Source organism: Pedobacter anseongensis (assembly GCF_037482965.1).
Lineage (GTDB): Bacteria > Bacteroidota > Bacteroidia > Sphingobacteriales > Sphingobacteriaceae > Pedobacter > Pedobacter anseongensis.
Genome location: NZ_JBBHKB010000005.1, coordinates 29,836 through 43,398 on the forward strand (window position 1 = coordinate 29,836; position 13,563 = coordinate 43,398).

The 13,563-nt window shown below is 37.0% G+C and carries 13 protein-coding genes; 6 read left to right on the top strand and 7 right to left on the bottom strand.

Annotated features, from left to right (window positions below):
- Positions 1 to 56: 56 nt before the first annotated feature.
- From WG904_RS16995 to WG904_RS17005, 3 genes are all read right to left on the bottom strand, one after another.
- Positions 57 to 497, bottom strand: coding sequence for a DUF1572 family protein (locus WG904_RS16995; protein ID WP_339580540.1), 441 nt, complete (start codon positions 495 to 497; stop codon positions 57 to 59).
- Between the two features lie 17 nt (positions 498 to 514).
- Positions 515 to 1,003, bottom strand: coding sequence for a GtrA family protein (locus WG904_RS17000; protein WP_339580541.1), 489 nt, complete (start codon positions 1,001 to 1,003; stop codon positions 515 to 517).
- Positions 1,004 to 1,070: 67 nt separating this feature from the next.
- On the bottom strand, positions 1,071 to 2,990 hold the full coding sequence (locus WG904_RS17005; protein ID WP_339580542.1) for an LTA synthase family protein: 1,920 nt from the start codon (positions 2,988 to 2,990) through the stop codon (positions 1,071 to 1,073).
- Between the two features lie 103 nt (positions 2,991 to 3,093).
- On the opposite strand from WG904_RS17005, the gene WG904_RS17010 reads away from it, so the two are divergent.
- On the top strand, positions 3,094 to 4,290 hold the full coding sequence (locus WG904_RS17010; RefSeq protein ID WP_339580543.1) for a C40 family peptidase: 1,197 nt from the start codon (positions 3,094 to 3,096) through the stop codon (positions 4,288 to 4,290).
- Positions 4,291 to 4,326: 36 nt separating this feature from the next.
- Here WG904_RS17010 and WG904_RS17015 read toward each other — a convergent pair whose 3' ends face one another.
- The 4 genes from WG904_RS17015 to WG904_RS17030 form a co-directional block, all read right to left on the bottom strand.
- Positions 4,327 to 4,689, bottom strand: a complete 363-nt coding sequence (locus WG904_RS17015; RefSeq protein ID WP_339580544.1) for a VOC family protein — start codon at positions 4,687 to 4,689, stop codon at positions 4,327 to 4,329.
- 6 nt (positions 4,690 to 4,695) lie between these two features.
- Positions 4,696 to 6,525: an alpha-L-fucosidase gene (locus WG904_RS17020; protein WP_339580545.1), complete on the bottom strand. Its 1,830-nt coding sequence runs from the start codon at positions 6,523 to 6,525 to the stop codon at positions 4,696 to 4,698.
- 252 nt (positions 6,526 to 6,777) lie between these two features.
- A complete protein-coding gene (locus tag WG904_RS17025) occupies positions 6,778 to 7,566 on the bottom strand; it encodes a hypothetical protein (RefSeq protein ID WP_339580546.1) in 789 nt (262 codons plus the stop codon).
- Between the two features lie 65 nt (positions 7,567 to 7,631).
- Positions 7,632 to 9,113 (bottom strand): glycine--tRNA ligase, encoded by a 1,482-nt coding sequence (locus WG904_RS17030; protein WP_339580547.1) that lies wholly within the window; start codon positions 9,111 to 9,113, stop codon positions 7,632 to 7,634.
- A 157-nt stretch (positions 9,114 to 9,270) separates the two neighbouring features.
- On the opposite strand from WG904_RS17030, the gene WG904_RS17035 reads away from it, so the two are divergent.
- The 5 genes from WG904_RS17035 to gldG are packed head-to-tail and all read left to right on the top strand — an operon-like array spanning position 9,271 to position 13,543.
- The gene (locus WG904_RS17035; RefSeq protein ID WP_339580548.1) at positions 9,271 to 9,981 is read left to right on the top strand and encodes an ATP-binding cassette domain-containing protein; all 711 of its coding nucleotides are present in this window, start codon (positions 9,271 to 9,273) and stop codon (positions 9,979 to 9,981) included.
- Between the two features lies 1 nt (position 9,982).
- Positions 9,983 to 10,513 carry a hypothetical protein gene (locus WG904_RS17040; protein ID WP_339580549.1) on the top strand — a complete coding sequence of 177 codons (531 nt, stop codon included), beginning with the start codon at positions 9,983 to 9,985 and terminating at the stop codon, positions 10,511 to 10,513.
- Between the two features lie 34 nt (positions 10,514 to 10,547).
- Positions 10,548 to 11,090, top strand: a complete 543-nt coding sequence (locus WG904_RS17045) for a hypothetical protein (RefSeq protein WP_339580550.1) — start codon at positions 10,548 to 10,550, stop codon at positions 11,088 to 11,090.
- A gap of 60 nt (positions 11,091 to 11,150) precedes the next feature.
- Positions 11,151 to 11,879 (top strand): gliding motility-associated ABC transporter permease subunit GldF, encoded by a 729-nt coding sequence (gene gldF / locus WG904_RS17050; protein ID WP_339580551.1) that lies wholly within the window; start codon positions 11,151 to 11,153, stop codon positions 11,877 to 11,879.
- On the top strand, positions 11,873 to 13,543 hold the full coding sequence (gene gldG, locus WG904_RS17055; RefSeq protein ID WP_339580552.1) for a gliding motility-associated ABC transporter substrate-binding protein GldG: 1,671 nt from the start codon (positions 11,873 to 11,875) through the stop codon (positions 13,541 to 13,543). Before gldF ends, gldG begins: the two co-directional genes overlap by 7 nt.
- Positions 13,544 to 13,563 lie beyond the last annotated feature (20 nt).

Sequence of the window (13,563 nt, forward strand, 5' to 3'; positions counted from 1 at the left end):
CCAAAAAATGAGTATCCTTTTACGCGAATCTGATGGGTATCATTTTTTGATTTGGGCTATTTATCCAATAATCTTCTATGATAATTTATTTGTCCGAGGTGATAATTTAGGTGCGATAATAAGTGTATTAACGTATAGCCCATTTCAGTTGGTTTATCCCAAATCTCAATTGGAAAGTCAGTACTCATTTTACTTTCTGTTAACCCGTTAAGTCCATTTTCTACCATCGTGATGGTATCTTCAATTTGTTTTACAAGTACTGCTCTTTCGACATTTTTGTTGGCAAATTCACGTTCTCGATTTCTAATATAACCAGTTTTTGCAAGTCCTACACCAACATAGGCATTAAGGTTTCCAATAAGATGTAGGCATAAATTTCCCCCAGAGTTTGAAATTTTCTTATCTACAATCCAAATGTTTTTTTCTGAAGTATATGATTCGATCTCGATTTTTAGTTTATTAAGGTCGCGTTTAAACAGGGCTTTTAGGGATTCCATAGCGATTTATATTTATTTTATACTTTATTAACCCTAAACGAAAAATGTTTTTGAGAGAAATAGCTGAAAATGATAAGAATCAAAGTCGTAATTATTTTTGCAACGCTACCGTAAAATCCAAATCCGTCGACCATGATTTTAATCAAAGCGAGATTTAATAAAAAGTTTGTGGCCACTACCGACCCATATCTAAACAGCTGTATTCTTCCCCTTAAATTCGATTGGGTAAATACTAAATATTTATTCAGAAAAAAGCCCACAAAAAAAGTAATAGGGGTTTCGACAATAAGTGCTGCAGTTTCTGCTGTAATTAAATTTGGAAGATGCTTGATGTTTAATGCAACATCATTTTGATGGAAAATATAATTATAAGCGATGTAGAAGACCACAATTCCAGTAGCGGCTGTTGTTCCGCCAGAAGCCATGTACCGAAACGTATGCAAGCTAAACCATCGTTGAAAAGGAGGGTAAAAAAAATCAATAATGGAAAGGAGTTTTTTGCGCATATTAGGTGTTTGGTTTGCTGGTTGTTTGGTTTTTTAGGCGGATGCTACTTTCTAACCATTTAACCAACTATTTAACTGTTAACTGATCTTTTATCATTCGATTATTATATTGTTGGATAAAAGCCTTTAACTTATTCTCCATATTCCTTTGCACCGAATTGTTTTTACCCACGATATTATTTTTAGTTAAACGATCTTCTTTTAAGTTGTATAAGGCGGTAGACTTTTGCCCATCATTCTGCAAGAAATAATCGCCCTCATAAAAGCTAAAGCTACCATCATTATTGTTAACCACAAAATTGTTGTTTTTATTATCGAATGCATCAAAACCAAATGCAAAATAAGGTTTATCGTAATTTAAATAATTTAATACAGTGGGCATAATATCGATTTGTTGAATCAATTTATGTGTTTTTCCTTTCAGATCGCCGCCTGGATAGTAAAATAAGATAGGGATAGAAAAATAACCAGGTAAGGTTTGGTATTCTGGTAAATAAGAAACTGTGGCATGATCGGCACAAATTACAAACAAGGTATTTTTATACCAAGGCATTTTTGAGGCTGTGGTGAAAAATTCACGAATGGCCAAATCGGTATAACCTATTGGTTCTTGCACGGGTAACGGTCCTTTCGGAAATTTACCAACATATTTTTCGGGTACTTTGAAAGGATGGTGTGAGGAAACCGAGAAAAATGCAGAAAAAAATGGTTGCTTAAAGGTATTGATGGTTTTGGCCATATACTGCATAAAAGGCTCATCCCATATTCCCCATATTCCATCAAAATCGGCATCATTTGCATATTCTGTTTTGCCGTAGTAGTGTTTTATTCCAGCAAGATTGGTATAGGCCGAAAATCCCATAGAACCGTTTGGTGCACCATGAAAAAAGGCAGTTTCATAGCCTTCATCGCCCAATAATTTAGCAATGCTGGTCGTTTTATTGCTAGAATAGCTCGACAGTACAAAGGGCTCCTTGATAGATGGAATACCAGAAATAACAGAAGGTAGGGCGTCGATAGATTTTCGTCCATTAGCATAGGTGTGTGTAGAGGTAAAGCTCTGGTAAACCAAACTATCTAAAAAAGGCGTGTAGCCTTTGTAATTGCCATTTAATAGGTCTTTATTTAATGCGCCAATGTGTTCTTTGCCTAGGCTTTCGATAATTAAAAAAATAACATTTAATTTTTTAAAAGGGCCTCTTTTTTGGGGTTGATGAATAGGAGTATAAAGCGATTTCAAGGTTTGATCATCATAATAATGAACAGGTTTAAGAGCCGTCCGCTTTAAGGTTTTCATAAGGGTAAAGGGTGTATTTAGCACCAGGCTCATATCACTTGGCTGCGTTACAAAATCGCCTGCATTGCTAATGGTTATGGGGCGAGTGCTGTGTCGCCAGCCGCCTCGCATGCCAATTACCACTATCCCTGAGATAAGTACTAGTAAAAAAGTATGTGCTAAATAGATTTTCCAGTTAAATTTGGGTGCTTTTTTAATCTCGATAGTTTGGTATATCTTTATAAATAGATAGATAAAAACAATGAAAAGAATAGCCAAAAACCAATAATCGGCCAAAAAATCGAGCAGTAGTTTACCCTTGTTTTGCTCGTTTGCGAACTGCGAAAATACACTGGCGGTGGTGTGTTTTAAGGTATATTTATAGTACACAAAATCGGCAAAATTGGCTAAAAAGCCTAAGCTGTTGGTGGTGATGAATAGCCATTTACAAACGTTCTGATAGCCACTTTTATAGCGGAAAGGAAATGGGATGGTTTGCAGAACAATGTATAGCGAATTGAGATAAAGTAGCGCAACCAAATCGAATTTTATGCCCCCTAAAAAAATATACGCTAATTCTGCAAAGCTTAGGTGGTTGAAAAAAGATTGATTGGAGAAGTAAAATCCTAATCGACACAAGGTGTACAAAACCAGTAACAGTACAAATCTGTACACTAATGCGATATAAATGGATTGCTTTTTTAGGGTCATTTTACTAAGGCTTGCAATTTAAGGAAATATGAGGTGATTAACTAATGGGCTAAGTAGCTAATTTGTAAATTAAGAATGTATCTTAGCCTAACAATTAGGTTTTATGAAGAAATTTTATCTCCTACTTTTTTTAAGTTCCCTTGGCTTTACTTTAAGCGCTCAGGTAGATACTTCTGCTTATCGAACGCTAGCCAATCAAATTCAACGCAGATTTGCGCCAGATAAGCGCGATATTTATTTCAACATTCAAATAAAGGGCGATTCGGTTAAATTGGAAAGCAGTTCAGACCTTGTTTTGCAGGAGTTTGAAAAAGCGAGGCCAAAAGAAGGGCTCATTAGCTATTCATCCACGTTGTTGCCCTCAAAATCTCTTAATGGCTTAGTTTACGGCATTGCGAATATCTCTGTAGCTAATAATCGAAGTAACCCGCTTCATGGCGCTGAACTGATGACTCAAATGCTTCTTGGAACACCGGTACAAGTGCTTAAAAAGCAAGGAGGTTTCTATTTAGTTAAAACGCCCGACCAGTATTTGGCTTGGACCGATGGAGGAGCTTTGGCCTTACTAGATGAACAAAAATTTAAAACATGGCAGTTGGCCGATAAAGTTGTTTTTAGTGCAGATTATGGGCACGCTTTTAGCAAAGCTGATGCGAAGTCGTCTAGGGTTTCTGATTTGGTAAGTGGAAATATCCTGCAATTATTGGGACGAGAAAATAATTTTCTTAAAGTGGCCTTCCCAGATGGGCGCGTTGGTTTTATCGAAAAATCGTTGACTACTTCTTACCAGCAATGGATCAGTAGACCTAATCCGACTGCAAATGAAATCTTATCGAAGGCACTTACTTTAATGGGGGTACCCTACCTTTGGGGTGGTACATCGATAAAGGGGGTGGACTGTAGTGGATTTACCAAAACGGCTTACTTTTTAAATGGTGTAATTATTCCACGTGATGCTTCACAACAGGCATTGGTTGGCGATGCGGTAGATGTGCTCGAAAACGATACCATCAGTGTTAGCAAATGCTTAAAAAACCTTCAAGCGGGCGATTTGTTGTTTTTTTCGGCAGCTAAACGTAGAGGGATTAATGGCGGAAGAGTAAGTCATACCGCTATTTACATGGGTAATGGCGAGTTTATCCAATCGGCCGGAATGGTAAAAGTAAATAGCCTTGTTCCAAAAGCTGGTAATTATGATGGCACACAAAGTAGTACCTTGGTAGGGGCTAGGCGAATTTTAACGGCGATTGGCAAGGCTCAAATTACGAGAATTGATCGTCATAATTGGTATGGGAAATAAAATTACAATTTTAGGTCTCTAGACAAATTTTTAATCTTATTTAAGCCATTCTGGTGAAGAATTAGTTGCTTCGTTAACTTTTAGGAGATTTCCATCAGGGTCTTTGAAAGAAATGCTTTTCATGCCTAAATGCGAAGGCTGAGGGCCATCAAAAGGGATTGAATTTTTGTGCAATTTTTCGATTATTTCTTCAAGGTTATCCGTTAAAAAACTGATGCAGGTTGCTTTTGCAGGTAAATGAGTTGAAATATTATAATCAATTGTATGCGTTTCTAGAGTAAAAACAGTTAAATTTTCCTGGTCTACAGCGGTGTTAAAACCAAAAATAGTTTGATAAAACTGCTTGGTTTTTTCTACATCGGTCGAGCCAAATTCAATTTCTTGAAGTCTAATTTTCATATTATTTTAATTACTTTCTATTGCAGATACTTTTTCTCGATAAAGATCTATTGGGCCATCTAGCAAAACTGCGATAACCGTGATATTTTTATCTAATCGATCTTTCGGAATGTCGATGTACACAATTCCAGGTACTTTGCTCCAATATAATTTGTTATAAATTGAGTGGTCTAGCATTGTGCCTTCTCCAACTACTCTAATTCTGCTGATCTGATTTTTTAGTCCTTTTATGGAGATGGGGCCCGAAGGTTGTCCCTCCACAAATAGGTACAGTGTTTTTAAATCGGCAGCTAAAACCGTATGGCCATCAAAATGTCCTTCTGGAATTCCTTTTTTTGTTTGATAGAGTGCTTCTGCATTTTTGATTAGCCAGTTGCTTATGGTTTGATCAAGTGGTCTAGCAGCAATGATTGGCTCGAAACCATCGAATGTTAGTGGACTATCTTTTAAAGGATTTAATCCAAAATTAACAGCCGAAGCAATTTTCTTAATTTTTAAGTTTGCTTTTTCGCCTTGATCTGAATAGATGTCTTTAAGCGTAATGTTAGGGGTATTTTCCCCACTTAATTTAATAGTTTCGTTGAACTTAATTTTAATAACTGTAACATCTTTGTCGTAAGCAAGTTCTGGAATTTTGATTAAATAGTTTTCTTTATCTAAAATGCTGTAATCGATTTTTCCAGCATAGCCAATAACAGAAAGTCCACTAATTTTAGACGATATATTTTTTAGCAAAATACCGTTTTGGTCTTTGTAGTCTAAGTATAAATAGAGCGTTTTTTTATCTTTCGATAGCGCTGTTTTTCCGTTAAAGTGACCTTTTTCGATGCCTGCTCTGGTACCATAAATGGCTTCTTTATGTTTGCTCGTCCACCTCCCCAAGCCTATCAAAATCTTCTGCTGCTCGAGGGCAATGGTGCCGTCTGGCTTAGGGCCAATGTCTAACAATAAATTACCGCCCATGCTAATGCAATCTACCAAGGTTCGGATAATCATATTTGTCGATTTATATTTTTTATCATAGGGTTGATAGCCCCATGAGTCGTTCATGGTATAACAGAGTTCCCAATAGGAGGCATTTGGCTTTACAATGGGTACACCTTGCTCTGGCGTTTCATAATCGCCATGCGCATCTAAGCGTGAGTTAATAATTAAGTTAGGGTTAAAGCTAAAGAGTGATTTACGCACCTTATCGGTTTGCCACTCGGCTGATGAATGTTCCCAGTCGCCATCAAACCAGAGTAAATCGGGTTTAAACTTAACGGAAAGTTCATTCAGTTGCGTTTGATAATAATTTAGAAAGGTATCCCAACGTTTTGGCTCTTCTTTTAAGTTATAACGTTTTCGATCTCTGGTAAATACATCGTAATCGGGGTAACTCCAGTCGGGTAAAGAAAAGTATAAACCTGTTTTTAGACCTGAGTTTTTTAGCGCACTTACAAATGGGGTGATTAAGTCTCGTTTAGCAGCACTATTTTTTATAGTCGTTGTGGCATTTACCGTTTTCGTGTCCCATAATGCCACGCCATCGTGATGTTTTGTGGTGATCACAGCATATTTAGCGCCACTTTCTTTGATGAGTTGTACCCATTGCTGCGGATTGTACTTCGAAGCATTAAAACCTTGTAGCTGCTTCATGTAGGTATCGTGATTTAAGTAATTATTAAAGAACGACCATGATTCAGAAATCCCATTAACTGAATAAATCCCCCAATGGATGAATATGCCAAGTTTTGCATCACCAAACCATTCCATTTTTTCAGGATTTGAAGCGGGTTGGGCCTTTGCTTTAAAGGCGAGGCATAGGGTTAGAAATAAAAGCGTTCTTTTTAGCATTTAAAACAAAGATAAATTTTTAGAGGATATCTTTTTCGCAGCATTTTAAAACATAATGGTAAAGATTAGCGGTTTATTTTTACTACAAACGAAGATAGTGGGTGGGTGGATTGTGGATGATTTCGATTTCAATGGTTATAATTTTTGCGGTTGCGGCAAAATCGCTTCGATTAAGATGGCTAACAAGTGAAGCCGGAGCGCACCTGCCTGCTTAGCTACTCGCTGAAAACTAATAATTTTTTCATCTTAAAACTATAAATCATAGGTAGAAATAAAGCTCTCGTTATTTTCTTCTTCAGGGTAAAAATAGGATATCAGATAAAATTTAGTTCCTTGAGGGATCATTTTTGTTTTGGGAGGTGTAATGCGTATCGTATTCGTAGCTACTTCAAGATGTTTTTTGCTAAGTTTTGCGTTCTTAAAACTTTTTAAAACTTTAATAGAACTGATAGAAAGATTTTCATTTAAGGTATATTCATAAATGGAAAAGTCTTTATTTTTTCCGGAGAATCCTTTAAGGCTGTCTATTGCATCTTTTGAAATTAAAAAACCTAAATTTGCTTCGTTAGTGTGTTGAATACTATGATTTTTCAGCACTCTTAATACACCAATTTTTAAGGCATTACTTTCTCCAACCCGCTGTTCAAGTGTGGGATATTCAGCAACGTTAAATTTTCTATCCAATTGTATAGCCCCAGAGCATTGGCCAAAAACCAACTCTTTGTCTTTGTTGTAAGTGGCGAAAATTAACCATTTGCTATTTTCTTCAGTAAAAAATGAGCAAGAACTCATTGATGCACTATAAATTTTTAACTTTTTAATTTTTGGGCCTTTATAAAGATTATAAAGTTGTATTTCGATAAAATGATAATTTTCATCTTTTATATCTGGTTTAACGGAGAAAATTTTGGCAGTGGCAATAAAATCACTTATTCCAACCCTTTCGCTCAAATTTATTGGTGCGCAACTGCAAGGATAAAGTGGTATCGAAAAGAGGAAAAATATAAAAGTTATTCCTAATTTTTTAATGAGTTGCTTCATAATTAAATGATGGTTAACTGCATTAAAATACATAAAAAAAACCGCTAATCAAGCGGTTTTAACTTTTAATGAGCTAATAAATTTCTCCAACTTACTTTGCCTTCTATAATTACATGTAAATCTTTAATTTCAATCCGTTGCTGCTCCATCGTATCTCTGTGGCGAATGGTAACCGTATTGTCTTCTAGTGTTTGATGATCAACCGTTAAACAAAAAGGCGTTCCAATGGCATCTTGACGGCGATAACGCTTTCCAATCGCATCTTTTTCTTCGTACACGCAGTTGAAATCAAACTTTAAGCTATCCATAATTTCGCGCGCCTTTTCTGGGAGGCCATCTTTTTTGGTCAATGGGAAAATAGCTACTTTAATTGGCGCCAAAGCAGGATGTAAACGTAGTAAGGTTCTACTATCCTGTTTGTCTGCTGTGCTTAAATCTTCCTCTTCAAAGGCATTAATCATTGTTAATAAGAACATCCGGTCTAAACCGATCGATGTTTCGATAACGTAAGGCACGTAATTGCCATATGGCTTTCCGTTTTCGTCTAAATCGTTATCAAAATATTGCATTTTCTTGCCAGAATATTCCTGATGTTGCGTTAAATCGAAATCGGTTCTACTGTGAATACCTTCCACTTCTTTAAAGCCAAAAGGGAATTCAAATTCGATATCCGTAGCGGCGTTAGCGTAGTGTGCTAACTTCACATGGTCGTGGAAACGGTATTTATCGGCCGAAGTGCCTAGCGCTTTATGCCATTTTAAACGAGCTTCTTTCCAATAGGCGAACCATTTTTTATCCTCACCAGGGCGAACAAAAAATTGCATTTCCATTTGCTCAAACTCGCGCATCCGCATGATGAACTGACGGGCAATTACCTCATTTCTAAAAGCTTTTCCGATTTGTGCAATTCCGAAAGGAATTTTCATTCTTCCCGATTTTTGCACATTTAAAAAGTTCACAAATATGCCTTGAGCGGTTTCTGGGCGAAGATAAACCTCGTCGCTACCCTCGGCCATGGCACCAAATTGGGTGCTAAACATGAGGTTAAATTGACGAACATCGGTCCAGTTTTTCGTTCCGCTTACCGGACAAGCTATTTCATGTTCTTCAATTAATATTTTTAAGCGTGGAAGATCTTCGGCAGTTAATGCGGCATCCATATCGGCCTGTAATTTAGCCGCTTTATCGGTTTTGCCATCTTTTTCGTATCTGGCAATTTTATCTTCTAACAGTTGATCGGCACGGTAACGTTTTTTAGAATCTTTATTATCGATCATGGGATCGTTAAAACCATCAACGTGACCACTTGCTTTCCAGACCTTTGGATGCATAAATATAGCCGAATCGATACCTACAATATTTTCATGCATCTGTACCATGGCTTTCCACCAATAGGTTTTGATGTTGTTTTTAAGCTCGGCACCGAGTTGTCCATAGTCATAAACGGCACTTAAGCCATCATATATTTCGCTGCTTTGAAATACAAAACCGTATTCCTTAGCATGAGAGATCACATTTTTAAATTGTTCGTCGTTCGTTTTAGCCATAATGAGGCAAAGGTAATATTTTATGTGGTAGATGTAAAATGCTATGCGGAGATTGTTTGAGGCTATAATAGTACGTACCACGAACATTTCAACTTGACAACATTTTAACATTACAACTCCTAGAATATTCCAAATTTAACCCTAAATTTGAAACCACATGAGCATAAAGGTAAACGAACTAACCAAACATTTTGGCCAACAAAAAGCAGTAGATGCAATTAGTTTTGAAGCAAGACCTGGCAAGATTTTAGGATTTTTAGGTCCAAATGGAGCTGGGAAATCCACCACCATGCGCATGCTTACAGGCTATTTAAACCCTACATCGGGTACGGTTCAAATAGAAAGTGAGTTAATTACCTCCGCCACTACAACCATTCGTAAGGAAATTGGGTATTTACCCGAAAACACACCTCTTTACACCGATATGTATGTAAAAGAATTTTTAAACTTCGTAGGAGAAACTTACGGACTTAAAAATTTAACTCAAACGATTAATGAGGTGATCAAGCAAGTTGGATTAACACCTGAGCAACATAAGAAAATCGGAATGCTCTCTAAAGGTTATAAGCAAAGAGTGGGGATTGCCCAAGCCATCATCCATAATCCAAAAATTTTAATCCTCGACGAGCCCACATCGGGCTTGGATCCCAATCAATTGACTGATATTAGAACCCTAATAAAGGAATTGGGAAAGGATAAAACCATTATTATTTCTACGCACATTATGCAAGAGGTAGAAGCCATTTGCGACGACATAATCATCATTAATAAAGGTAAAATTGTAGCGAATAGCTCACTTTTATCGTTAAAGGAGAAGTATGCACCACAATCGCTCGAAGAGATTTTCAAAAAACTGACCAATAATTAATATGTACATAAAAAAATTAACTGTTTTCTCATTCCTCTTATTGGTTGTTTTAGGCGCTAAGGCTCAGCATTATAACCTTGTTATCGGTCCCGAACTAAGTTTGCCAACCGGAAACTCCACCACTCAAAGTCCGATTGGGTATGGCGGTTATGTAAAAGGAGAAATTGGCCTTAGTCCAAAGTTTTCCATTACTGGGAGTGGTGGTGTAGTGAGTTTTTTAGGGAAAAAATTCCTTGGCCCCAGAGCCGAAACCCTTTCTTACTTACCCGTAAAAGCGGGATTAAAATACTACACCGACAAGAATTTTTATTTCGAAGGTCAACTAGGGGCTTCAATTCCTGTGAATGAGACCGGTGCAACTCGATTTGCATGGTCGCCCGGTGCAGGAACATTCATTAGAAGCAGAAATAGTAATAACCAGTTCGATTTCGGCCTTCGTTACGAAGGGTGGACGGGGAAAAGCACATTCACCTCCAAAACCACCACCTTTGGTTTTTTTACTTTCAGAGCTGGGTATGCATTTAATCTTTAATTCTTTAATATTGTAAATCTTCAACACACATATAATGAAATATATACTATCACTTTTTTTTATCGCAGGTTTACTTTTATCTGCAAATGCGCAACAACTCGATTCGAAATATAAAGTGAGTTTAGGTGGGGAACTTTTAAGTGCCTTTGGGAGTACGGCCGAATTTTATGGTATGGGTTATGGAGGGTCTCTTCAAGCCGAATATAGCTTGTCGTCAAAATTAAATGTAACATTATCTGGCGGTTATGTGTCGGTTGAAGTGAGTAAACGCTATAAAGATATTTTTACCCCATGGGGCTATGTTCCAAAAAACACCGTTGTCTATCCTGCTAAAGCCGGTTTAAAATACAATTTTTATAAAAAATATTATGCTGCTGCAGAGGGTGGGATGGCTATTTCAAAAGATAAGGGAGTTCGTGGTAATTCGTTTGCCTATGCTGGGGGTGTAGGAACAAACTTTGAAATTTCTAATAAGACGAGTATAGATGTGGGGTTAAGATTTGAAGAATGGGCAGTAAGTTCAACGGATAGATTGTCGTTTGTTGGGTTAAGAGCAGCATACGTTTTTGGGTTTTAGGGAGGAAATAGAAATTAGGGAATAGGAAATGGGCGTATTTGCAATAACACAATAGAAAAGATGTTTCCTGTTTTTAAAAGAGAATTATTCAGCTTATTAAACTCACTAATGGCTTATAGTACCATTGGTGTTTTTTTATTGGCCTGTGCGTTGTTATTATGGTTTTTTCCGGATACTTCGATACTCGATTATGGCTATGCCGAAATGAATAGCTTTTTTAATTTAGTCCCATTTTTGTTCATTTTCCTTATTCCTGCAATTTCAATGCGCTCTTTTGCCGAAGAGCGGAAGGAAGGCACCTATGTGCTTTTAGCAACGCGACCATTGAGCGATTGGCAAATTATTCTAGCAAAGTATTTTGCCTGTGTGGTTTTGGTGCTTTTTGCTCTTTTACCAACATTAGTTTACTATTATAGCATTTATCAACTTGGTATGCCTAAAGGGAATATCGATACTGGAGCTGTAATGGGTTCATATATAGGTTTATTTCTGCTAGGGAGTGCTTTTGTGTCTGTTGGCATATTTGCTTCTTCACTAACTAAAAATCAAGTGGTAGCTTTTTCACTTGCCGTATTGCTATGTTTTTTTGCTTTTAGCGGACTAGAATCGACGAGTAAATTATTCGAATTGAATAGTTTAGGTACGGTATTGGTTAATTTAGGAATTGCCGAACATTATCAATCGATAAGTAGGGGTGTGTTAGACACCCGGGATCTTATTTATTTTATTTCTTTTGTTGCATTATTTTTAGGATTAACGAAATGGGTAATAGGAGGTAGGAAATGGTAGGGAAAAGAGCGCTGTTTTTTATCGTGTTGTTAATTCTTTTGAATGTAGTGTCGCATTACCTGTATTGGCGTTTCGATTTTACCAAAGAAAAACGCTATACGCTAACGCAACGCACCAAAGAAATTCTCAGCGAAGCCAAGAAAGAAATTACTATAACCGTTTTTCTAGATGGTGAAATGCCATCCGCTTTTAAGCGGTTAAAAAGTGCAACGGAAGATTTATTGGTCGACTATAAAAGTTACGCTAAAACAAATGTAAAGTTGATTTACATTGATCCTATATCGGGTTTAGGGGCTGATGAACAAAATAAGGTCTTGAGCGACTTAGATGAGATTGGCATTAAACCCGTTGCGGTGAACATTAAAAGCGATGCTGGATTAACGCAAAAAATTATTTTTCCGATGGCTTTGGTGGAAGTGGATGGGAAACCAATGCCCGTTAATCTTTTACAGAAGTCTGGGGGACCAGCAACGAACTACGAAGAAAATATTACTAATTCTATTCAAAATCTTGAATACACATTTTCTTCCGCTATTCAAACTTTGCTTACTGGGCAAAATCCACGCATAGGCTTTACCGAAGGTATGGGCGAGCCCTCTAATTTAGAACTCTATGATGCCATAACCAGCCTTAGTCAGCGTTTCTATGTGGGAAGGGTAGATTTAAAGTTAATTAACAAGGAAGGCCTAGATAGCTTAAAATTGCTTTTTATTGATAACCCAAAAGAAGCTTTTACCGAAGCCGAAAAATATAAGATCAATTATTTTGTAATGAAAGGTGGTAAAGTGGTTTGGTTGGTAGATCAAGTTCGCGTTAGCTTAGACGATATGCAAAGTGGGAAGCCAAGTTTAGCGGCTAATAGTACACTTAACATAGATGATATGCTTTTCGAATATGGTGTAAGGGTTAACTACAATTTAATTGCTGATGCCAATTCTTCACTTATACCAGTTGCCTCTGGGCCATTAGGCCAAGGTCAGATACAGTTGGTGCCTTGGTTATATTATCCGGTTTTGATGCCCGATAGCGTCCATAACGTAGTGAAGAATATCGACGGCATTCGAACAGAGTTTGCAAGTACAATAGATACCATTGCTGTGCCCAATGTGCATAAAACTGTGATATTACGCACTTCGTCGTATCATAAGGTTTACGAAACGCCTAAAATGATGTCGCTAGAGTTGCTCAATGATCAACCTGATCCCCAAGAATTCTATCATGCGCCAAAGCCTGTTGGAGTTTTGCTCGAAGGTAGTTTTAAATCTGTATTTTTAAATCGGCCCGTACCCGAGGGCATAACTGAAGTATATGATGTGCCTGTAAAAAGTAAGGCCACTAAAATGATTGTAATTGGCGATGGAAATCTATTTACCAATCAGGTAAGTAAGTCGGATAAAATGCCTTTTCCATTGGGATTTGATCGCTATTCTAAGCAGAACTATGGGAATAAAGCCTTGCTTTTAAATATAGCCGATTACTTTACAGACGATCATCATCTTATCGCCCTGCGAAATAAAGAAATTAAAGTAAGACTATTGAATAAGATGTTGTTGAGAAGCGAAAAAACAAAATGGCAAGTATTTAATGCTATTTTTCCGCTCTTTTTGTTAATATTGTTCGCAACTTTTCAACATTATTATCGTAAGCATAAGTATACGAAGTAATTTTTATATTTTTGAGAACA